This window comes from Clostridium sp. CTA-5, assembly GCF_054768135.1.
In genome coordinates, this window is sequence record NZ_BAAAAT010000009.1 from 86,158 (window position 1) to 107,936 (window position 21,779).

At 27.4% G+C, this 21,779-nt stretch carries 18 protein-coding genes and 1 other annotated feature; of the genes, 16 read left to right on the top strand and 2 right to left on the bottom strand.

Annotation, left to right across the window (positions count from 1 at the left end):
* The first annotated feature begins 92 nt into the window (after positions 1-92).
* From scfB to ACYUET_RS15055, 5 genes are all read left to right on the top strand, one after another.
* The gene (gene scfB, locus ACYUET_RS15035) at positions 93-1,448 is read left to right on the top strand and encodes a thioether cross-link-forming SCIFF peptide maturase (protein ID WP_460280953.1); all 1,356 of its coding nucleotides are present in this window, start codon (positions 93-95) and stop codon (positions 1,446-1,448) included.
* A 332-nt stretch (positions 1,449-1,780) separates the two neighbouring features.
* On the top strand, positions 1,781-3,460 hold the full coding sequence (locus tag ACYUET_RS15040; RefSeq protein ID WP_460280955.1) for a methyl-accepting chemotaxis protein: 1,680 nt from the start codon (positions 1,781-1,783) through the stop codon (positions 3,458-3,460).
* 181 nt (positions 3,461-3,641) lie between these two features.
* Positions 3,642-4,292, top strand: a complete 651-nt coding sequence (locus ACYUET_RS15045; protein ID WP_460280957.1) for a DUF5105 domain-containing protein — start codon at positions 3,642-3,644, stop codon at positions 4,290-4,292.
* A 272-nt stretch (positions 4,293-4,564) separates the two neighbouring features.
* A complete protein-coding gene (locus tag ACYUET_RS15050) occupies positions 4,565-5,782 on the top strand; it encodes a M16 family metallopeptidase (RefSeq protein WP_460280959.1) in 1,218 nt (405 codons plus the stop codon).
* A 304-nt stretch (positions 5,783-6,086) separates the two neighbouring features.
* A complete protein-coding gene (locus ACYUET_RS15055; RefSeq protein ID WP_460280961.1) occupies positions 6,087-7,505 on the top strand; it encodes an aminotransferase class I/II-fold pyridoxal phosphate-dependent enzyme in 1,419 nt (472 codons plus the stop codon).
* Between the two features lie 71 nt (positions 7,506-7,576).
* Here ACYUET_RS15055 and ACYUET_RS15060 read toward each other — a convergent pair whose 3' ends face one another.
* Positions 7,577-7,885, bottom strand: coding sequence for a hypothetical protein (locus tag ACYUET_RS15060; RefSeq protein WP_460280963.1), 309 nt, complete (start codon positions 7,883-7,885; stop codon positions 7,577-7,579).
* 228 nt (positions 7,886-8,113) lie between these two features.
* Here ACYUET_RS15060 and pulA point away from each other — a divergent pair, with 228 nt between their 5' ends.
* From pulA to deoD, 10 genes are all read left to right on the top strand, one after another.
* The gene (pulA, locus tag ACYUET_RS15065) at positions 8,114-10,081 is read left to right on the top strand and encodes a type I pullulanase (RefSeq protein ID WP_460280965.1); all 1,968 of its coding nucleotides are present in this window, start codon (positions 8,114-8,116) and stop codon (positions 10,079-10,081) included.
* Positions 10,082-10,205: 124 nt separating this feature from the next.
* Positions 10,206-10,456 (top strand) — a binding site (T-box leader).
* 275 nt (positions 10,457-10,731) lie between these two features.
* Positions 10,732-11,211 carry an Lrp/AsnC family transcriptional regulator gene (locus tag ACYUET_RS15070; protein WP_460280967.1) on the top strand — a complete coding sequence of 160 codons (480 nt, stop codon included), beginning with the start codon at positions 10,732-10,734 and terminating at the stop codon, positions 11,209-11,211.
* Positions 11,208-12,377: an aminotransferase class I/II-fold pyridoxal phosphate-dependent enzyme gene (locus tag ACYUET_RS15075; protein WP_460280969.1), complete on the top strand. Its 1,170-nt coding sequence runs from the start codon at positions 11,208-11,210 to the stop codon at positions 12,375-12,377. The genes ACYUET_RS15070 and ACYUET_RS15075 overlap by 4 nt, the downstream gene beginning before the upstream one ends.
* 314 nt (positions 12,378-12,691) lie before the next feature.
* Complete coding sequence (locus ACYUET_RS15080; RefSeq protein WP_460280971.1) at positions 12,692-13,720, top strand: LacI family DNA-binding transcriptional regulator; 1,029 nt, start codon at positions 12,692-12,694, stop codon at positions 13,718-13,720.
* Positions 13,721-13,850: 130 nt separating this feature from the next.
* A complete protein-coding gene (locus ACYUET_RS15085; protein WP_460280973.1) occupies positions 13,851-14,954 on the top strand; it encodes a BMP family lipoprotein in 1,104 nt (367 codons plus the stop codon).
* Positions 14,955-15,193: 239 nt separating this feature from the next.
* Positions 15,194-16,717: an ABC transporter ATP-binding protein gene (locus tag ACYUET_RS15090; protein ID WP_460280975.1), complete on the top strand. Its 1,524-nt coding sequence runs from the start codon at positions 15,194-15,196 to the stop codon at positions 16,715-16,717.
* On the top strand, positions 16,714-17,880 hold the full coding sequence (locus tag ACYUET_RS15095; RefSeq protein WP_460280976.1) for an ABC transporter permease: 1,167 nt from the start codon (positions 16,714-16,716) through the stop codon (positions 17,878-17,880). Before ACYUET_RS15090 ends, ACYUET_RS15095 begins: the two co-directional genes overlap by 4 nt.
* A gap of 1 nt (position 17,881) precedes the next feature.
* Positions 17,882-18,835, top strand: coding sequence for an ABC transporter permease (locus ACYUET_RS15100; protein ID WP_460280978.1), 954 nt, complete (start codon positions 17,882-17,884; stop codon positions 18,833-18,835).
* A gap of 111 nt (positions 18,836-18,946) precedes the next feature.
* The gene (locus ACYUET_RS15105) at positions 18,947-19,354 is read left to right on the top strand and encodes a cytidine deaminase (protein ID WP_460280980.1); all 408 of its coding nucleotides are present in this window, start codon (positions 18,947-18,949) and stop codon (positions 19,352-19,354) included.
* A gap of 40 nt (positions 19,355-19,394) precedes the next feature.
* Positions 19,395-20,102 carry a purine-nucleoside phosphorylase gene (deoD, locus tag ACYUET_RS15110; RefSeq protein ID WP_460280982.1) on the top strand — a complete coding sequence of 236 codons (708 nt, stop codon included), beginning with the start codon at positions 19,395-19,397 and terminating at the stop codon, positions 20,100-20,102.
* Between the two features lie 249 nt (positions 20,103-20,351).
* On the opposite strand, the gene ACYUET_RS15115 is transcribed toward deoD, so the two are convergent.
* Positions 20,352-21,197, bottom strand: a complete 846-nt coding sequence (locus ACYUET_RS15115; RefSeq protein ID WP_460280984.1) for a DegV family protein — start codon at positions 21,195-21,197, stop codon at positions 20,352-20,354.
* Positions 21,198-21,419: 222 nt separating this feature from the next.
* On the opposite strand from ACYUET_RS15115, the gene ACYUET_RS15120 reads away from it, so the two are divergent.
* A complete protein-coding gene (locus tag ACYUET_RS15120; RefSeq protein WP_219778361.1) occupies positions 21,420-21,581 on the top strand; it encodes a hypothetical protein in 162 nt (53 codons plus the stop codon).
* The last annotated feature ends 198 nt before the right edge of the window (positions 21,582-21,779 follow it).

Below are 21,779 nucleotides of genomic sequence, written 5' to 3' on the forward strand. Positions count from 1 at the left end.
ATGAGCTTTATACTAAAATATAAACATTCATTTGAAATATATTACAATGAACAAATTTTATTGGAACTTATGTATTTTAGGAGGAAAAGAGAGTGTCTTTAATACACAAATTTAAACAAGGTGAGAACTTTTTTGTTTTAGACGTAAATACAGGTGCAGTACATGTAGTTGATGAATTGGTATATGACTTAGTTGATGATGATAGATTAAAATCTAAAGAAGAACTTATTAAAACTTTAAGTGATAAATACGAAAAAAATGTTATTTCAGAAGCATACGATGAAATACTTGAACTTATAGATGATGGAATACTTTATTCTAAGGATCAATATGAAGAAATAGCTCATAGTTCTATGGATGATAGAGATTATATAAAAGCTGTATGCTTAAATATAATTCATGGATGTAACTTAAGATGCAAGTATTGTTTTGCAGATGAAGGTGAATATCATGGACATAAGGGTGTAATGACAATTGATGTTGCTAAAAAAGCAATTGATTATGTAGTTAAAAGAAGTGGTCCAAGAAAAAATATAGAAATAGATTTATTTGGTGGAGAACCAACTCTTATTATGGATACGATAAAAGAAATAATTAAATATGCAAGAGAAAATGAAAAGAAGTGGAACAAGAACATAAGATTTACAATGACAACTAATGCTACTCTTTTAAATCCAGAGATGATGGATTTTATGGATAAAGAGATGGGTAATATAATTCTATCATTAGATGGAAGAAAATCTGTTAATGATAATGTTAGAATTAAACCTGATGGAAGTGGATCATATGATGATATTATTCCTAACATAAAAGAAATGATCAAAAGAAGAACTAAGGGGAAAACTTTTTACGTTAGAGGAACATTTACTAGAGATAACATAGATTTTTATCAAGATGTTATGGCAATGGTAAATGAAGGATTTGACGAAATTTCAATAGAACCTGTTGTACTTCCAGATGAGCATTCACTTTCTTTAAGAGAAGAAGATTTAGATACTATTTTTGAAAACTATGACAAGCTATATGAAGATATGGCAAAGAGAAAAAGAGAAGGAAAAGATGAGTTTAATTTCTATCACTTTAATATAGATCTTCAAGGTGGACCTTGCGTTTACAAGAGAATATCAGGATGTGGTGCTGGATTTGAATATGTAGCAATAACTCCACAAGGAGAGGTTTATCCATGCCACCAATTTGTAGGAAGAGAAGAATTTAAATTAGGAACTATTTATGATGATACTTATAATGCTGAATTAGGAAAAGAATTTAAAAAAGCACATATATATAATAAACCAAAATGTAAAGATTGTTGGGCTAAGTTCTATTGTAGTGGTGGATGCCAAGCAAATAACTTTAACTTTAATGGTGATATGAAAATACCTTATGAAATAGGTTGTAAAATGCAAAAGAAGAGAATTGAATGTGCAATTGCACTTAAAGCAGAATAAACAAAAAACATATATCAAATAGAGATAAAAAACAGAGTCATTAGACTCTGTTTTTTTGTTTTGCTATACCGAGTATGAGCACATAATAACTAATGAAAGTTATATAATTACTTAGAAAGTTTTAATTAATATTTATTTCAGAGTATCTAATTCTTATTTAATTTATAAAAGTGAGAATATTATTAAAAGGTAAAATTATAATTTTTTATAAATTTATATTAATTATTTATTAATTAAATAGAATTTACATGAAAATATAGATAAATATATGTAAAGTATATAAATTTTAATCGATAATTATAATAGTATTATTTTAGTTAGGAGAAACATATATGAAATCAAAAAGGGTTACTAATTCATCAATTAAAAATAGACTTGTTGCAATTATTACTTTATCGCTAGTAGTTATTTTTTCATTAACGACTATATTAGTTAGTATTAATATAAAGAAGAATATGACTGACCTTATTTTGAATAAATCTATAGATACAGCAAATCAAGCCAAACAGTTAGTAGAATATATAATAAATTCAGATGATAATGCTGTTGAAAAATTACAAAACTTAGTTGATAAACAAGCTGAAAAAGAAAATATTGCTTATGCAGTAATTATAGATAAAAATTGTAAGGCTATAGCGCATAGTGACAAGGAGAAATTAGGAAAAGTATACGATGATAGTTATACAATTGATGCGGTTAAAAATGGTAAAACTATGACTTCAAAGTTTTATGCAGATGTTCAAAAAACATGGACTTACGATATTATGATTCCAATTAGCCATAATGGAGTTTTATATGGAGCATTAGATATTGGGATACCTATAAGTGGTATAGATATTGTTATTAATAATTTTTTAAAGTACCAAGTTATGTTGATGGTAATTACGTTAATAGTAATAGGAAGTGTTTTAATTTTAGTATTAAATAAAGAATTAAATCCTATAAAGTTATTAATGGAGATTATAGATCAAACAAGTAAACTTGATTTAAGTGAAAATAAAACTTTAAATGAATTTTCAAATAAAAAAGATGAGATAGGTGCGATTTCAAAATCATTACTTAATATGAGAACAGTATTAAGGGAGATGGTTACATCTATAAAAGGTAGTACAAATGAAATTAATGAATTTTCTTCTAATTTAGTTAAGACGACTGATGAAAGTGTGAATTCATTAGTTGGAATATCTCAAGCAATATCTGAAATTGCTTCAAGTTCGCAAAGTCAATCAGAAGATATACAAGATCAAGTTAATCAAACTAATGATTTAAGTAAACAAATAGATAACATATCTAGTGATACAATTAGTATGTTTGAAAAAATTAACTACACAAAAAAATTGAGTGATAATGGAATTGATGTTGTAAATAATCTATCTAATTGTGCTGAGAGAAACAAAAAAATATCAGATACTATTAAAGAAATAGTTATTGAAGTTGATGGTAATTCTAATGAGATTAGTAGTATTGTTGATACAATTAAGGAAATTGCAAATCAAACTAATTTATTAGCTTTGAATGCATCTATTGAAGCAGCAAGAGCAGGGGAAAGCGGCAGAGGTTTTACGGTTGTTGCTGAAGAAGTTAAGAAATTAGCAGAACAAACAAGCCAATTTACTAATGAAATAAGCAATAAGATTGATTCAATACAAGAAAAATCTAATAGTGCAGTTGTTTCAATGGAAGAAAATATTTCAATTGTTGAAGAAAATAATAAAGCTGTAATGGATACAGAAGTTATTTTTAATAAGCTTTCAGAAGAACTTATAAATTTAACTGAAATAATAAACAAAATAGTAAATCATAATAAGATTATGATATCAAATAAGGACAAAATTTTAGATATTATTCAAACTATATCAGCAGCATCAGAAGAAACAACAGCATCAACAGAAGAAATAAGTAGTATATCAAAAGAACAATTGTTAGCTATGGAAAACTTATATCATGAAGTTGAAAATTTACAATCATATTCTAATGTTCTTAGAGAAGAAATAGAAAAATTTAGGCTTTAATAATAAAAAATCTTATAGTTGAACAATAATTTTAATTACATTTAAAATTTCCCAATAAAACATAAAAATTCAATATAATAAAAAATATATAAATTAAAACAATATTTGATATTTGTAGAAAAATATAGTATTATAGTAAAGAAAGTAAAAAAATAAATAAAAAAGGGGAATGTAAATGTACATGAAAAAGAACAAAAAAATACTAACTTTGCTACTAAGCATATTACTTGTAGGGGGGATTATGCTTACAGGTTGCGGAAGTAAGGGATTAACAGCCGTTGAAAGTGCAGGAATATTATTTGATATGTATATTAAGCAAGATAAATCAAAAGCTGAAAAACTTCCACTAAAGAAAGAAGAAATAGAAAGCATTCTTGAACAAGAAAATAAAGCACTTAAAGCAAAAATCAAGAGTAATTTTACAACAGCTGGTTTAAAAATATCTGATGAAGATTTAGATAAGGTTTGTAAAGCTCAATTAGCAGCAATGGCTAAAGTTACTTCAAGTATAGAATTAGTTTCAGAAAAAGATGGAATATCAGAAGTTAAAGTTAAAAGTACATATGTAGATATTTTAGGAGCAGACAATAAAGCAGGAGAAGATGCTGCTAATGTAGTTGAAAAGTCAGGTATAACGGATCAACAAGAATTACTTAATAAAGTTACAACAGAGTATATTAATAATTTAATAAATGAATTAAATTCATTAGAACCATCAACTGATACTAAAGAGAAGACATTTAAATTTAAAAAAGATGAAAAAAGTAAAGTTTATTTACCAGAGAATATAGTTGAATTTTCAGTAGGAATATGTGAAGATATAGTAAAATAGTGACTTAACTATTTAAAAATATTTGACCTAAGATATATAATATATTTTAGGTCTTTTTTTTATTAACTTAATTATTATATATATAATAATTAAGTTAATATATTTATAATTAGAAGTATATAGATCATAAATTTGCGATATAAGCTCTTAGCTGTACTAGTTAATTAATGAATAAACTTTATTCGAACTTATATATTTATTAAAATATAGGTTGTTTATTAAAAAAGATATTTTGAAATTTTGTATGATTATATTTAAAGGAGGAATGTAATTTGAAAGAATATATTTTTGAAAATAATTTAAAATTAATATATAAAAAAAGCACGTCAGAATTATCATCTATATGTATATCTTTAGAAGCAGGGGCGGGAGTAGAACAAGATATTTTAGGTATAGCTCATGCTACAGAACATATGGTGTTTAAAAATACTAAAAAAAGAAATGAGAGTGAAATAAATAAAGAATTAAGTAATATATTTGGATTTCATAATGCAATGACTAATTATCCTTATGTTATTTATTATGGAACTTTATTAAGTGAGGAACTAGAAAAAGGAGTAGAAATATTTTCAGATATAATTATTAATCCTGAGTTCATAGAGGTTGGATTTAAAGAAGAAATGGATGTAATTATTGAAGAACTTAATGAATGGGATGAAGAAGTTGAACAATATTGTGAAGATAAACTTTTTTTAAATAGTTTTAATAAAAGAAGAATTAAATATCCTATAATAGGGATAAAAGAGGAACTTAAAAACATAACTTTACAAGATATAAAAAAGTTTTATAAAGAAAATTATTTCCCTGGAAACACATCTATTGCTGTAATATCTTCACTTGAATTTGAAGAAGTTAAGAAAATTATATCAAAATATTTTGGAATATGGGATTGTAAAGGAAAGAAAGATATAAGTACTTTATATGAAGATAATATTGAAAATACATTTATAGATGTAAGAGAAGGCTTAAAAACTTGTAAAGTAGAAATGATATATCCAATTGATATTTTAAATGACAATCAAAATAAAGCATTAAGAATATTCAATGAGTATTTTGGCGAAGGAGTAAACTCATTATTATATGATACTTTAAGAACTAAAAATGGGCTCATTTATGATGTTATTACAAAAATTGCTCATGAAAAATATATAAAATTATATAAAATTACATTTAGTACTTCAAAAGACAATTTAGAAAAGGCCTTAGCTTTAATTAATAAATGTATAGATACTTTAGAGGACGCGAAGAAAGTTATTAACCAAGAAACAATTAACATGTTAATTAAGAGTTACAAATTAAAAAGACTATTTAGAGAAGAACAAAGTATAATTCTAGCTAAAGAGTTATCAACGTATGATACTATGTTTGGAGATTATAATATTTATTTAAATCAAACAAAAGATTTACATAAATTAAAAAAAGATTTTATATTTGACACAGGAATAAAGGTTTTAAAAAATCCATCAATACAAATAATTACGAATAATTAATAATCTTTAAAGTAGGCTATGTTTTAATTGAACAAAGATTTGTTTTACAATTTTTAAAGTAAAATTCTCTGTTCATGAGTTTTATACTAAGGTACATGAAATAAAATAATAGATCAAAGAGGTATTGTATATTTTGCGTCAGACAAGGAAGCAAATTTAGTTAATAGTGAGCTATTAGCTAAATTTGCTGACGCAGTATCACGCAAAATAGACGAACATGTGGGTCTATTATTTTTTTGAATGTGCCTAAGATATTAACGCTATCTTAAAACATAGCTAGAATTATCGTTTGTGGAGGAAAAAAATGAATGAAAAGTTACCATTATTAAATGAACTTTTAAACTATCATGAAGAAAAGAATTTATTACTTTCAATGCCAGGTAATAAATGTGGACTAGGTTTTTTAAAAGATGATATTGGAAAAAAGTTTGCAAATAGATTAGGTTATATAGATATTACAGAGGTAGACCCTTTAGATAATCTTCATTGTCCAGAAGGGGTGATTAAAGAAGCACAGGAACTCCTTAGTAAAACTTATAATTCAAAAAAAGCTTATTTTATGGTTAATGGAAGTTCAGGTGGAAATTTAGCTTCTATATTTGATGCATTTGATGAAGGCGATGAAGTGATAGTGGAAAGAAACTGTCATAAGTCTATTTATAATGGATTAATATTAAGAAAATTAAAGGTTACATATATTGAACCAGTTATAGATTTTGAAAAAGATATATTTTTTCCACCTAATAGAGAAAATATATATAATGCTTTAGAACGTTGTAATAATCCTAAAGGAATAATTCTAACTTATCCAAATTATTTTGGGATAAGTTATGATATTGAAGACATAATTAAAGATTTAAAACAAAGAGGATTAAGTATTATTATTGATGCTGCACATGGTGCTCACTATGGTATAAGTGAAAGATTGCCTAAAGACATATTTTCTTTAGGAGATTATGTTGTTTTAAGTGCTCATAAAACATTACCTGCATTAACTCAAGGTTCATATTTATTAGTTAATAAGGAAGAGAGTAATATAGAATTTTATTTAAAGGCATTTATGACAACATCGCCTTCTTATTTAATTATGGCATCTTTAGATTATGCAAGATATTATTTAGATAAGTATGGAAGAGAAGACTATGAAAACTTAATAAATAGATGTGAAAAGTGGAAAGATAGGATTAGTTCTTTAAATAAAGTAATGATACTATCTAAGAAAAATTTACAAGACAAGTATGATATAGATACAACTAGATATGTTATTTTATTACCAGAGGGGTATAGTGGACATAAGTTATTAGATTATTTAAGAGAAAATAAAATACAATCGGAAATGAGTTTTTCAAGAGGGATAGTTTTAATATTATCGCCATTTAATACTGAAAATGATTTTGAACATATTTATAATGTTATAGAAAAATTAGATTTAGCGATATTAAAAAATGATAATGAAGTTAATGCTAAATATTATAGTCTTATTCCAGATAAAAAATTAGATCCACATGAAGTTTTTAAAGCAAAAGGAATACACTGTAGGATTGAAGAAAGTGAAGGTAGAATATCTAAAAATATGATAATACCTTATCCACCAGGGATACCGTTAGTTTGTCCAGGAGAAGTGATAAGTAAGGATGCTATTAACATAATAAAAGATTACATTTTAAATAAAAAAAGCATTATAGGAGTAGAAAACAGTACAGTAGAAGTTGTTGATTTATAATTAATATAAAGTTTTATAAAAAGAATGAATCACTGAAAATATATAATTTATCAGAGATTCATTCTTTTTATTTAATCATATTGATGACAATTAGAATTTAAATGAATAATAGTTTTCTCAGATCCATTATCTTTTGCTCCACATATTGTACATTCTTTATTATAAGTTGAGTTATAAATTATTATTTCACAATTTTCAGAGGCATCTGTTAGATTATCTTTTGTATTATTAACTTTATGAGATGAAATTTTACCACTGTCTATATTTGCATTTAAAACTTTCCAAGAATGAATATCTTTATTTGTATTTGCAAATGACATAACTGAAGTTGAGGATAATAATGCAAAGGACATCCCAAAAATTATTAGAATTTTTCTCATAAAATAACAACTCCTTTCATAATCAATTTAACCATAATATATAAAAAATGTAAAACTACAGGTAAAAATTAAGGTTGAATAATCTATTTAATGTTTAAAGATGATAATGTTGTAGTATAAAAAGATATGTTGAATTATAAAAATATTTATAATTTGATATTATAAGGTAAAATTTGGTATAATAGTTAGTGGTTGAGAATTTATGAAAGGGTTTATATGGTGGTAGTAATGTCAGTTCAAGAAATATTATATAGTCAAGAAAGTTATAAAGACAAATTAGGTGCAATTTATTTAAAACATAAAACTCAATTTATTTTATGGGCCCCAACTTTAACGCAGGTAAAAGTTATATTATATTATAACAATAAAACTGAAGTAATTAATATGGAAAAAGAGGAAGCAGGAATTTGGTGTGTAGAAGTTAAAGGAGATTTAAATGGGGTTTACTATAATTATATAGTAACAAATAATGGAATAGAAAATGAAGTAGTTGACCCTTATGCTAAAGCAGTTGGAGTAAATGGGAATAGGGGAATGGTAGTAGATTTAGAATCTACTAATCCAGATGGATGGAATGAAGACATAAAACCTAAACTTATAAATCCAACAGATTCAATTATATATGAAATACATGTAAGAGATTTTTCAATCAGTGAGATTTCAGGTGTTACTAGTAAGCTAAGAGGAAAATATAGTGGAGTTTGTGAACATGGAACCACTATACCTGGAACTAAAGAAAAAACAGGGTTAGATTATCTTGAGAGTCTTGGAATAACGCATATACATTTAATGCCAGTATTTGATTATGCTACAGTAGATGAATCAAAGTTTGATACTAAAGATTATAATTGGGGATATGATCCCCAAAATTTTAATGTTCCTGAAGGTTCATATGCGATTGATCCGTTTTCAGGAGCAGAAAGAATAAAAGAATTTAAAAAAATGGTTCAAGAACTACACAAATCAGGAATAAGAGTAGTTATGGATGTTGTATATAATCACACATATCAGACTCATAGTTCCAATTTTAACTTAATAGTACCAGATTATTATTATAGGAAAAACTCAGATGGAACTTTCTCAAATGGATCAGGTTGTGGGAATGAATTTGCTTCTGAAAGAAAGATGGTAAGAAAATTTATAATTGATTCTATACTATACTGGGCAAATGAATATCATATAGATGGCTTTAGGTTTGATTTAATGGGACTTTATGATATAGAAATGATTAAAGAAATAAGAAGAAGATTAGACTTAATAGATGAATCAATAATATTATATGGAGAAGGATGGGCAGGTGGTAGTTCTCCATTGCCAGAATGGGATAGATCACTTAAATATAATATAAGTAAATATGGAGATATGCAAATGGCTGCTTTTAGTGATGACATTAGAGATTCAATAAAAGGAAATGTTTTTGATGCTCATTCTGTTGGATTTGTTAATGGTACCAATGGATTAGAAGAAACAATAAAATTTGGAGTTGTTGCATCAGTAAAGCATGATCAAATTAATTATGATAGAGTTATATATTCTAAATTTCCTTGGGCAAATGAACCTTATCAAACTGTAAATTACGTATCCGCTCATGATAATTATACATTATGGGATAAACTTTGTATTGGTAGTAAAAATTATTCTGGGAAAGAACTAAAATGTATAAATAAATTATCGGCATCAATTATATTTACTTCTCAAGGGTTAGTATTTTTTCAAGAAGGAGAAGAGTTTTTAAGAAGTAAGGTTAATGAAGATGGAACTATAAATCATAATAGTTATAATTCACCGGATAGTGTTAATGCTTTAGATTGGAATAAAATCCTACAATATGAAGACGTTGTTGATTATTATAAGGGATTAATAGAGTTAAGAAAATCACATAAATGTTTTAGAATGAATACCAGTGAAAAGATAAGAGAAAATTTAAGATTTTTAGAAAGAGGAGTAAATTTTTATTCTGATAGGGTAGTAGCATTTAATATAAAAGAATGTTTAAGTAATTCAGATTATAATGATATAGTTGTTATATATAATGCAAATAGAAATCAAGTAGAAGTTAAGCTAGATAAAAAAGGATGGTCAGTGGTTGTAAATGAAAATTCAGCAGGAAATACTGAATTACAATATATAGATAGTGACAAAGTTAGTGTAGCTGGAATAAGTTGTTATGTATTAATTCATGATAATAAAAAATAATTATACTTATATTTTAAGTGAATGTTTATACCAAAATATAAATATTGTTTTAAAATATAATTTAATTAATTTATAAAGTTATATTGAATTAAAACATAGTTGTGTTATAATAAAAGATAATATTTTAAAGATAGTGATAAGGAATAGTATATTTAGGGAACTTTTTAGAGAGTCAGATTAATGGTGGGAGTCTGATAAGGAAACTTTATAGAAGCAGCCTTTGAATTTCACATTAAAAAATAAGAATTTTTATTCTTAATTAGATGTTGACGTGTTCCTCATGTTATAGAGGATGGAACATTTATATGTTCCGGCTGAGTGAGCAATAAATTGCTTATTAGGGTGGTACCGCGTAGTAAATCCTTCGTCCCTTGTTGGGAGGAGGATTTTTTTGTTTTGTTAAATTATAAAAATTAAAATTTATGGATAACGTATATCATAATACAGTTTATAAAAAGTATAGTGATAATTAAAATGTATAAGTTCTAATAAAGTTTATTTATCAGTTAACTAGTATAAAGAGGTATTTATATAAAAAAATTATTATATATATGATTTTAATTAGATAGTATTAAACAATATATTTATTTGTATTTAAGTTTTAACAAGATTATAAAATTTAGTATTTTATTATTAAGGAGGTATTTTGAATGGAAGAAATATTAGAAATATTAGAAAAAAACAGCAGATATACAGATCAACAAATAGCTGTTATGGTTGGAAAAAGTGTAGAAGAAGTTAGAGATGCTATTAGGGAATATGAAGAAAAAAGCATAATAGCAGGATACACTACCTTAGTTAATTGGGAAAATACAGGAAAAGAAACAGTAACTGCTTTAATTGAAGTTAATGTAACTCCACAAAGAGGAGAAGGTTTTGATAAAGTAGCAGAAAGAATTTACAAATTTCCAGAAGTTACAGCATGTTATTTAATGTCAGGTGGATTCGATTTAACTGTTATAGTTGAAGGTAAAACAATGAAAGAAGTAGCACTTTTTGTATCACAAAAGCTTGCAGTACAACAATATGTTTTAAGTACTAGTACACATTTTGTATTAAAAAAGTATAAAGACCATGGAACAATATTTAAAGAAAAAAAAGTGGATGATAGGGAGGCAATATTTATATGATTTTAGAAAATATGATTAAAAAGAATGTAAGGGAAATGCCACCATCAGGAATAAGAAAATATTTTGATATGATAAATGAAATGGATGGTGTTATATCCCTTGGAGTAGGAGAACCTGATTTTGTAACTCCTTGGAATGTAAGAGAAGCAGGAATTTATTCTTTAGAAGAAGGGCATACACATTATTCATCTAATGCTGGATTTATAGAACTGCGTCATGAAATTTCAAAATATTTATATAGAAGATTTAATCTAAGCTATAATCCAATAGACGAAATAATAGTTACTGTTGGTGGAAGTGAAGGTATTGATATAGCTCTTAGAGCACTTGTAGGTCCAGGAGATGAAGTTGTAATACCGGAACCAAGTTTTGTTGCATATAAAGGTTGTACAGCTTTCACAGGGGCAACTGCAAAAGTTATAAATCTTAGGGCAGAGGATGAATTTAAGTTGACTCCAGAACTTTTAGAAGAAGCAATAACACCAAGAACAAAGGTTGTAATAGTTCCATTCCCTAATAATCCAACAGGTGCAATTATGAATAGAGATGAATTACAAAAAATAGTAAATATTTTAAAAGATAAGGATATAATTGTTATATCTGATGAAATATATGCAGAACTTTGTTATGGTGAAGAACATGTTTCAATAGCATCATTTCCTGAAATGCGAGATAAAACTTTGGTTATAAATGGGTTTTCAAAAGCATATGCTATGACAGGTTGGAGATTAGGATATTTATGTGGACATCCTACTTTGATAGAAGCTATGAAAAAAATACATCAATATGCAATAATGTGTTCTCCAACAACAGCTCAATATGCAGCAATAGAGGCTATGAAGAATGGTGATAAAAGTGTAGAAGAAATGGTTAAAGAATATAACAGAAGAAGAAGAGTATTAGTTGATGGCTTTAGAAAAATGGGTTTAGAATGTTTTGAACCACTTGGTGCTTTTTATGTATTCCCGTGTATTAAATCAACAGGAATGACATCAGATGAATTTTGTGAACAACTTCTTATAAATGAAAAAGTATTGACAGTACCAGGAAATGCATTTGGAGATTGTGGAGAAGGTTTTATAAGAGCATGTTATGCATCATCTATGGACAACATAATAGAAGCTTTAAAAAGAATAGAGAAATTTCTTAATAAGATAAGAAAATAATAATTTAAAAAGAGAATGTCTTATATTTTACATATTTAAAATGATTAAATTTAATTAATAACTATTATAAAAATAATAATTAAAATTTAAAAAATAAATAAAAAATATCTAGGAAAATTATGTAATTAATATAAAAAAATATATTTATTTAAAAATATTTCATTATAATGTATATTAAGGCATTCTCTTTAATTATGGAAAATTTATCCTAGTATTGACATGACAATTATAATATACTATGATATATATGTAATCGGTAACATACTTTTGGGTGTTTGAAATATTTTATATAGAAAAATTGTAGGAGGAATTGTATGGGTGTAACGATAAGTGATATTGCTAAAAGAGCTAAAGTATCATCAACTACAGTATCAAGAGTTTTAAATGATTCTGGGTATGTAAAAGAAGAAACACGCTTAAAAGTGATGAAAGCAATAAAGGAAATGAATTATACTCCTAGTGCAATTGCCAGAAGTTTATCTAAAAGTGAAACTAATACAATTGGAGTTATTGTTCCTGATATAACAAATTCTTATTTTGGAGAAATAATAAAAGGCATAAGTGAAATTGCAGAACATAATAATTTAAATATAGTATTATTTAATACAGATAACTCTTTAGAAAAAGAATTAAAAGCAATGAAATCAGCTAAAGAACAAAGAATTGAAGGAATAATAATGACACCAGGTTTTGGAGAAGGAAGATTTAATTCCGATTATATAAAAATAATAGATAATTTAAATATTCCTATTGTTCTAGTATCAGCAGATATAAAATTTATTAATTTAAATGGAGTATTTGTAGATAATATAAAAGGCGGATTTGATGCAACAAGCTTATTGATAAAAGAGGGACATACTAAAATAGGAATTTTAACAGGACTTTTAAGTTCAGATCCGGTAATTGATAGATTAACAGGATATAAAAAAGCACTTCAAGAAAATAATATTGAAGTACTTGATAAATACATTTTTAATGGAGAATTTAAATTTAGCAAATCATTTGAAATAACTAAAGAAATTTTAAAAATGGAAGATTCTCCTACAGCATTAGTTGTTTGCAGCAATATGATGACAATGGGAGTAGTTAGAGCACTAACGGAGTCTGATAAAAAAATTCCAGATGACTTAGCTATAATAGGTTTTGATAAACTTCAATATTTAGATATGGTAGGACTAAATATAACATATATTGAAGATTCTCCTATAAAACTTGGACAATCCTCGATGGAAATGCTTTGTAATATAATAAACGATAAAAGTAAACGTTCTATAAGGAGAATAACAATTGCACCTAAGATAATACGTAAAGGATCAGAGAAAAAAATTAGACAAAATGTATAGTATATATATTTATTGTAAAAATTATTTAGAGTAAAAAGTTTAACTTATAGTAATTATAAAATTAAATTGTGCTCAGGTCATTTATGACTTGTAATATATTATTTATTAAATAGATGTAGGAGGAAGAAGAATGAAAAAGAAGTTATTATCATTATTAGCTATTTCAGCATTAACAATTTCAATGTTTGCTGGCTGTGGTGGAAGCAGCACTGGAAAAGAAGATGGAAATGCAGCGCAAAAGATTAAAGCAGGTATGGTTACAGATTCAGGAACAATAGATGATAAATCATTTAACCAAGGTACTTGGGAAGGAATACAAAGAGCTCAAAAAGAACTAGGAATTGAAGAACCTAAATACTTGAAACCAAATGGTGAAACAGAAGCAGATTATTTAAAAGAAATTGGAAATCTTTATGATGCAGGATTCAGATTTATAGCTACTCCTGGATTTAAATTTGAGACAGCAATATATAAAGCACAAGATAAATATAAAGATGCTAAATTTGTTATAATTGATGGTACTCCAAATGATGGAGCACAACCTCCAAACTATAAGGTAGGAGATAATGCAGTTTCTATTCTATTTGCAGAAGAACAAGCAGGTTTCTTAGCAGGAGTTGCAGCCTCAAAAGAACTTAAAGAAGGAGATTTAGGATTTATAGGTGGTATGGAAATACCAGCAGTACAAAAATTCAACTGGGGATTCCAACAAGGTGTGGCTTATGCTAACGAAAGTTTAGGAACTAAAATGACATTAAAACCTGAAAATGTATTATATCAAGGTACATTTAATGATACTGCAGCAGGACAACAAATAGCAGCTCAAATGTATGACAGAGGTGTTAAAGCTATATTCTGTGCCGCTGGTGGAGTTGGTAATGGAGCTATAACTGAAGCTAAGACTAGGGTAAGTACAGGCCAAAATGTTTGGGTAATCGGTGTTGATAGAGATCAATTTACAGATGGTCAATATGCAGATGGTAAATCAGTAATTCTTACTTCAGCTGTTAAAAAAGTAGATGTAGCAAGTTTTGATATGGTTAAAGCTCTTAAAGAAGGCAATTTCCCAGGTGGACAAAAGTTAACTTTTGATGTTACAAAGGATGCAGTTGGTATTCCAAAAGAAAATCCTAATTTAAGTGAAGAAACAGTTAAAACTGTTACAGATATAAGTGCAAAAATTAAAGATGGATCTGTAAAAATTTCAGCTGAAAGAGGCAATTTACTTAAATAATTATTTTGAATTAAATTTAATAATAAATAATAAAATAGAAAAACTAATATTAGAATATGTGGATTATATATTCACATATTCTAATAACAATTTTTGTTTACTTTAAGAAAATATAATAATTGTTGAACAAACATATTTCAAAAAATTGACAATTGACAATGTACAATATTTTGAAATTAATTATTGTGTATTATCAATTGGCAATTGACAATTGATAATTATAAAAGGAGGACTCTGTTATGGAATATGTAGTTGAGATGCTAAATATCCGTAAAGAATTTCCAGGTATAGTAGCTAATGATAATATCACTCTTAGATTAAAAAAGGGTGAAATTCATGCATTACTTGGTGAAAATGGAGCGGGTAAATCTACTTTAATGTCAGTTCTTTTTGGTATGTATCAACCAGAAAGAGGATGTATAAAAGTAAGAGGTAAAGAAGTTGAAATTTCTAATCCGAATGTAGCAAATGATTTAGGAATAGGAATGGTACATCAACATTTTAAATTAGTACACAATTTTACAGTAACCCAAAATATTATTTTAGGATGTGAACCTAAAAAAGGTTTAGCAGTTGATATTAAAAGTGCTGCCAAAAGAATAGACGAATTATCTAAAAAGTATTCATTAAATGTTGATCCATATGCAAAAATAGAAGATATAACAGTTGGTATGCAACAAAGGGTTGAAATTTTAAAAATGTTATATAGAGATGCTGAAGTTTTAATACTAGATGAACCAACAGCAGTACTTACTCCACAAGAAATTGAGGAGCTTATAAGTATTATGCAAAATCTTATAAAAGAAGGTAAGTCAATAATACTAATAACTCATAAACTTAAAGAAATTAAAGCAGTAGCAGATCGTTGTACAGTTATAAGACGTGGAAAATATATAGGAACAGTAGATGTAAAAGACACATCTCAAGCAGAAATGGCAGAAATGATGGTTGGAAGACCTGTAAGTTTTAAAGTAGACAAAAAAGAAAAAGAAGCTGGAGATGTAATTTTAAAAGTAGAAGATCTTTCTGTAATGAATAACAAAAAAGTTCTTGGACTTAAGAATTTTTCAATTGAAGTTAAATCTGGAGAAATTTTGGGGATTGCTGGTGTAGAAGGTAACGGACAATCAGAATTAGTAGAAGCTATTACAGGAATGAGACATGTACAATCTGGAAAAATATATTTTAAAGGTAATGATATTACTAATATGTCAATACGTAAACGTATAGACGCTGGTATAGCTCATATTCCAGAAGATAGACAAAAAAGAGGTTTAGTTTTAGATTACACTATTGAAGATAACATAGTATTAGAAATATATAATAGAGAACCATTTTCTAAACATGGTTTATTAAATAAAGATGCTATACACAATTATGCAGAAAAAATAATTGAAGAATTTGATGTTAGATCAGGTGAAGGTGGAGCATCTTTAGCAAGAACAATGTCAGGTGGTAATCAACAAAAAGCGATTATCGGTCGTGAAATTGAATTAGACCCAGATTTATTAATTGCAGTGCAACCAACCAGAGGTCTTGATGTTGGATCAATTGAGTATATTCACAAGAGACTTGTAGAACAAAGGGATGAAGGGAAAGCTGTATTACTTATCTCATTAGAACTTAGTGAAGTTTTAAATTTATCTGATAGAATCGCAATCATTAATAGCGGAGAATTAATTGGAACAGTAAATGCTTCAGAAACAAACGAAAATGAAGTCGGCTTAATGATGGCTGGTGTTCAAAGGGGGAAAGAAGCGTGAGTAAAAAAGAAGCTTTAAATTCTATATTAGCAGTTGTTTTAGGATTATTAGCAGGAGCAATTTTAATGGCTCTTATAGGAGATAATCCAGTTGATGGGTATGCGTTCTTATTTAGAGGCGGCCTAATGAACATAGAGAGAATCGGAAATACATTAGCGACAGCAACACCTTTAGTACTTACTGGACTTTCAGTTGCATTTGCGTTTAAAACAGGACTTTTTAATATCGGAGCAGCTGGACAAATGCTTTTTGGAGGATTTTGTGCTACAGCCGTAGGATTAACATATGCAACAAGTATGCCAAGACCTATATTACTATTAGTTATGGTAGTTATGGGAGCGGTTGCAGGAGCTTTGTGGGCTTTTATACCTGGACTATTAAAAGCAAAATTTAATGTAAATGAAGTTGTATCTACTATTATGATGAACTGGGCTTGTTATTGGATAGTATATTATACAATTCCAGCTTATTTTAAAGGTGAAAGTTTAGAAACTGAATCAAAATTACTTCCAGAAGTAGCATCTTTAAAAACACCAATACTTACTAAATTATTTGATGGTTCTTATATTAATTTAGGTATATTAGTTGCAATTATATCTGTTATAATTATTGGATTTATATTAAACAAAACTATTTTAGGTTATGAATTAAAAGCTGTAGGATTTAATAAAGATGCGGCAGAATATGCTGGTATGTCTGTAAATAAAAATGTAGTTGTTTCAATGATGATTGCAGGAGCACTTGCAGGTCTTGCAGGAGTTACTCAATATATAGGTAATGCAGCGAATATTCAAATAGGAGTAATGCCAACTCAAGGTTTTGATGGTATAGCCGTATCGTTACTAGGTGCTAATAATCCTCTAGGTGTATTAATATCAGCTATATTCTTTGGATTGTTATATTCAGGAAAAGGATTTATGAATGCTAATACAAGTATTCCTCCTGAAATTGCAGATACAATAATAGCAACTATTATATACTTTGCAGCAACAAGTGCTGTTGTACCTATGGTAGTTAATAAATTTAAACATAAAAAAGAATTAAAAAATGCACAAAAAGTAGCTGTGGCAGGAACAGGTATATTACCAGATGATAAAAAACATGAGAAGTTAGATTCATCATTAAATGAGAATGATGAAATAAATGAGAAGGAGGATAAGTAATATGTGGCAAATAATACAACAGGTTTTTCCTTATGCTATTGCATACACAATTCCTCTATTAATAACTGCACTTGGAGCATTATATTGTGAAAGAAGTGGAGTAGTAAACATTGGACTTGAAGGTCTTATGATTATAGGATCGTTTTCAGGTGCATTAACAATATTTAAACTTCAAGAAAAAATGCCAAATAGTACTCTTCCTCTTTGGATAGGTTTAGCTGTAGCAGTAATAGTAGGAATATTATTTTCACTTTTACATGCATTTGCTAGTATAAATTTAAATGCAGATCAAGTAATCAGTGGTACTGCAATTAATATGATAGCAGGAGCTTTAACTGTATTTTTATCTAGAACTATTTCAGGTAGTGGACGTATAAGAATTCAAACAGGATTCTATCCAATAGATATACCAGGTCTTTCATCAATACCAGTAATAGGTGATTTATTTTTCAAAAAGACCTATATTACAACATGGATAGTACTTCTAATACTTATAATAACTATATTTTTGATATACAAAACTAGTTTTGGACTAAGATTAAGAGCATGTGGTGAACATCCACAAGCAGCAGATGCGGCAGGAATAAATGTTTATCGTATGAGATATATAGGAGTTTTAGTTTCAGGGGCATTTTCATCTCTTGGTGGTGCAATAATACTTGTAACATATTCAGGAGAATTTAATGGAAGTGTTGCAGGACTTGGATTCTTAGCATTAGCAGCCTTAATATTTGGTCAATGGAAACCATTAGGTATACTTGGAGCTACTCTATTCTTTGGATTTGCAACTACAGTTGCAAACGTATCACAAGTAATACCTGCATTAGCTTCTATACCATCAGTTATATTAAAAGTATTCCCTTATGTGGTTACATTAATTGCTTTAGTATTATTTTCTAAATCTTCACAAGCACCTAGAGCATCTGGTGAACCATTTGATTCAGGAAAGAGATAAAATAATAAAAATATCAGTAATAGATAAACTAAAATATACTTGTATATTTTAGTTTATCTTATCTAAATAGAAATATAGAAATAAATCTTAATGGTAAAAGGGGATTTTAAAATGAATTATAAAGATCTTATAAAAACAGCATTAAAATATAGAGAAAATGCATATTCTCCTTATTCAAATTTTAAGGTAGGAGCTGCTGTTCTTTTTGAAAGTGGTAAAGTTTATGGAGGATGTAATATAGAAAATGCGTCTTTTGGTGCAACAAATTGTGCAGAAAGAAGTGCAATTTTCAAAGGCGTATCTGAAGGGGAAAACAAAATTCTTGCTATTGCAATAGTTGGAAGTTTAGAAGAACATACTTATCCTTGTGGAATATGTCGCCAAGTTATAAGTGAATTTGGTGATGAAAATATAAAAGTAATACTTGCTAAAAATGAAGAAGATTATATTGTAAAAGATATGTCAGAAATTTTACCAGGAGCATTCACAAAAGGTGATTTAGAAAGAAATAATAAATAATTAATAGAGACAATAGAGGAATTTAAAAGGAGAGAGAAAAATGAGTATTCATATTAATGCACCAGAAGGTGCTATTGCAGAATGTGTGTTATTACCAGGAGATCCTTTAAGAGCTAAATTTATAGCTGAAAACTTTTTAGAAGATGTGGTTTGTTATAATGAAGTTAGAGGAATGTATGGATTTACAGGAACATATAAAGGAAAAAGAATTTCAGTTCAAGGAACAGGAATGGGTATACCATCAATTTCAATATATGCTACTGAACTAATTGAAAGTTATGGTGTTAAAAATCTTATAAGAGTTGGAACTTGTGGTGGATATCACGAAAAAGTTAAAGTGAGAGATCTTGTAATAGCAATGTCAGCTTGTACAGATTCAAATCTTAATTTAGTAAGATTTCAAGGAAGAACATTTGCACCAACAGCAAGTTTTGATTTATTAAAACCAGCTTATGATATAGCAGTTAAAAAAGGATTTGATCCAAAAGTTGGACCTATATATAGTTCAGATATATTTTATGGTGATGACAATGAAGATTGGAAAAAATGGGCTAATTTTGGTTGCTTAGGAGTAGAAATGGAAGCAGCAGCATTATATACAATTGCAGCTAAACATGGTGTAAATGCCTTAGCACTACTTACAGTAAGTGATCATTTTGTTACAGGTGAAATAACAACTGCAGAAGAAAGACAAACTACATTTACTAATATGATAGAAGTTGCACTTGAAACAGTAAGCAATTTATAAGAAAAAATAAAAGTATAAGATAATTGACTAAAAATGTCTTTATCTTATACTTTTTTATTCTTTAGGAAATTATATTTTTAAAAATCTGTGAATAACTTAGATTATATTATTGCTTAAAGATTAAGAAATAAAACCTAAAGAATAAAAAATAATCATATGCCGCACCATTATTCCTGCACTACGTTTGGAAAGAGTGCATGGCTAAAAAAATCGACGCTCCACAGTCGCTTAGCGATTTTTTTATATGTACTATATTTCTTCAAATATGCATAGTCCTATTGTGCCAGGACCAGTATGTACAGCTGTACATGCACCTATAGTTTCTAAAGATATTTCTGTTATATTTGGATGCCCCTTTACATCATTTAATAAAGTTTCAGCCTCATGTTTAGCAGCACCATTTAGTATTGCAACTTTACATTTACCTTTATCAAGATAAGAGGATAAAATTTGTTTAAGTTTAAGTATAGATTGCTTTCTTCCACGAGCTTTTGCGTATGAATATAAAAATCCATCTTCATCAGAAGAAATTATTGGTTTTAAATTTAAAGTTTCAGCTATAGCACCTGCAACTCGTCCTATTCTTCCACCAGCTCTTAAATACTTTAAAGAAGGAAAAGTAACAAAACCGTGAGTTCTTAATCTAATGTCTTCAAGCTTGTCAACAATGTCTTCAAAGTTATTATTATTTCGAATTAAATTTCCAACCTGTGCAGTAATTTCTCCAACAGGATATCCAATAGTTTTCGTATCGAAAATATGATACTGTAATTCTGGATAATGTTCAGATAATAAACGCATACTATTAAAACATCCAGATGAGTTACTTGAAACAGTAAGAATAATTGCATGAGTATACCCTTCATTAATTAAATTTTCTATTAATTTACTTGAGTATTCTATATCAGGTAATGAAGTTGTTGGAAGCTCAGTTTCTAGTGCACTAAATAATTCATCTGAACTAATATTAATTCTGTCTAGGTATTCTCTATTATTAAAAATGACTCTAAATGGCAGCAATTTTATATTATATTTATCTAAAGTGCTTTCACTTAAATCACAACTACTATCTGTTATTAAAGCAATTTTTTGCAAATATTTTTCCTCCTCAGTATAGTAAATATTTAAACCTTATCATTGTATATCCATTAAACTATATCATAGGTTTGTTTGTACTACAATAACTTTTATATATAAGTTTTTTGTAAATTTATTCTTCTTAAAAAATCGTTTAAATTATTAAATATTAAGATGTATAGGATATTCATTTTTAACAATACTAAAAAAGAATGATGATATATTATAGGAGGTAAATTTATGGCAAAAGCAGGAATGAGAAGACCAGATCCAAGTGAACCACATGGAACTGAAAGCAATAAAAAACAACATTTTAGAAAAAATGATGAAATACCAGTTCCAGAAATACAAGGAAAAGCTAAAACAGGAAATAAGAAAGTAAAACCAATGTATAATAATTAAAAACTTGATTTAAAGGGATTATCTTAAAAGTCTGTATAAATTTAAGATAATCTCTTATTTCTATATTTATAAGTTAATATAAATATTATTTAAAAATATAGTATATTTATGTTTAGAAAATTTATTTATTTTTATATAACATTATTTTTATTTTAAATATTAAAAGTATGTTAAAAATATGTTATTATATGGGTTTCC

Excerpts from the sequence above, each read along its gene's own strand:
- ACYUET_RS15085 (WP_460280973.1), top strand. The coding sequence starts at position 13,851 with ATGAAAAAGAAGTTATTATCATTATTAGCTATTTCAGCATTAACAATT.
- ACYUET_RS15120 (WP_219778361.1), top strand. The coding sequence starts at position 21,420 with ATGGCAAAAGCAGGAATGAGAAGACCAGATCCAAGTGAACCACATGGA.
- ACYUET_RS15040 (WP_460280955.1), top strand. The coding sequence starts at position 1,781 with ATGAAATCAAAAAGGGTTACTAATTCATCAATTAAAAATAGACTTGTT.
- deoD (WP_460280982.1), top strand. The coding sequence starts at position 19,395 with ATGAGTATTCATATTAATGCACCAGAAGGTGCTATTGCAGAATGTGTG.
- ACYUET_RS15080 (WP_460280971.1), top strand. The coding sequence starts at position 12,692 with ATGGGTGTAACGATAAGTGATATTGCTAAAAGAGCTAAAGTATCATCA.
- ACYUET_RS15100 (WP_460280978.1), top strand. The coding sequence starts at position 17,882 with ATGTGGCAAATAATACAACAGGTTTTTCCTTATGCTATTGCATACACA.
- ACYUET_RS15105 (WP_460280980.1), top strand. The coding sequence starts at position 18,947 with ATGAATTATAAAGATCTTATAAAAACAGCATTAAAATATAGAGAAAAT.
- ACYUET_RS15075 (WP_460280969.1), top strand. The coding sequence starts at position 11,208 with ATGATTTTAGAAAATATGATTAAAAAGAATGTAAGGGAAATGCCACCA.
- ACYUET_RS15055 (WP_460280961.1), top strand. The coding sequence starts at position 6,087 with ATGAATGAAAAGTTACCATTATTAAATGAACTTTTAAACTATCATGAA.
- pulA (WP_460280965.1), top strand. The coding sequence starts at position 8,114 with ATGTCAGTTCAAGAAATATTATATAGTCAAGAAAGTTATAAAGACAAA.
- ACYUET_RS15090 (WP_460280975.1), top strand. The coding sequence starts at position 15,194 with ATGGAATATGTAGTTGAGATGCTAAATATCCGTAAAGAATTTCCAGGT.
- ACYUET_RS15070 (WP_460280967.1), top strand. The coding sequence starts at position 10,732 with ATGGAAGAAATATTAGAAATATTAGAAAAAAACAGCAGATATACAGAT.
- ACYUET_RS15060 (WP_460280963.1), bottom strand. The coding sequence starts at position 7,885 with ATGAGAAAAATTCTAATAATTTTTGGGATGTCCTTTGCATTATTATCC.
- ACYUET_RS15045 (WP_460280957.1), top strand. The coding sequence starts at position 3,642 with ATGAAAAAGAACAAAAAAATACTAACTTTGCTACTAAGCATATTACTT.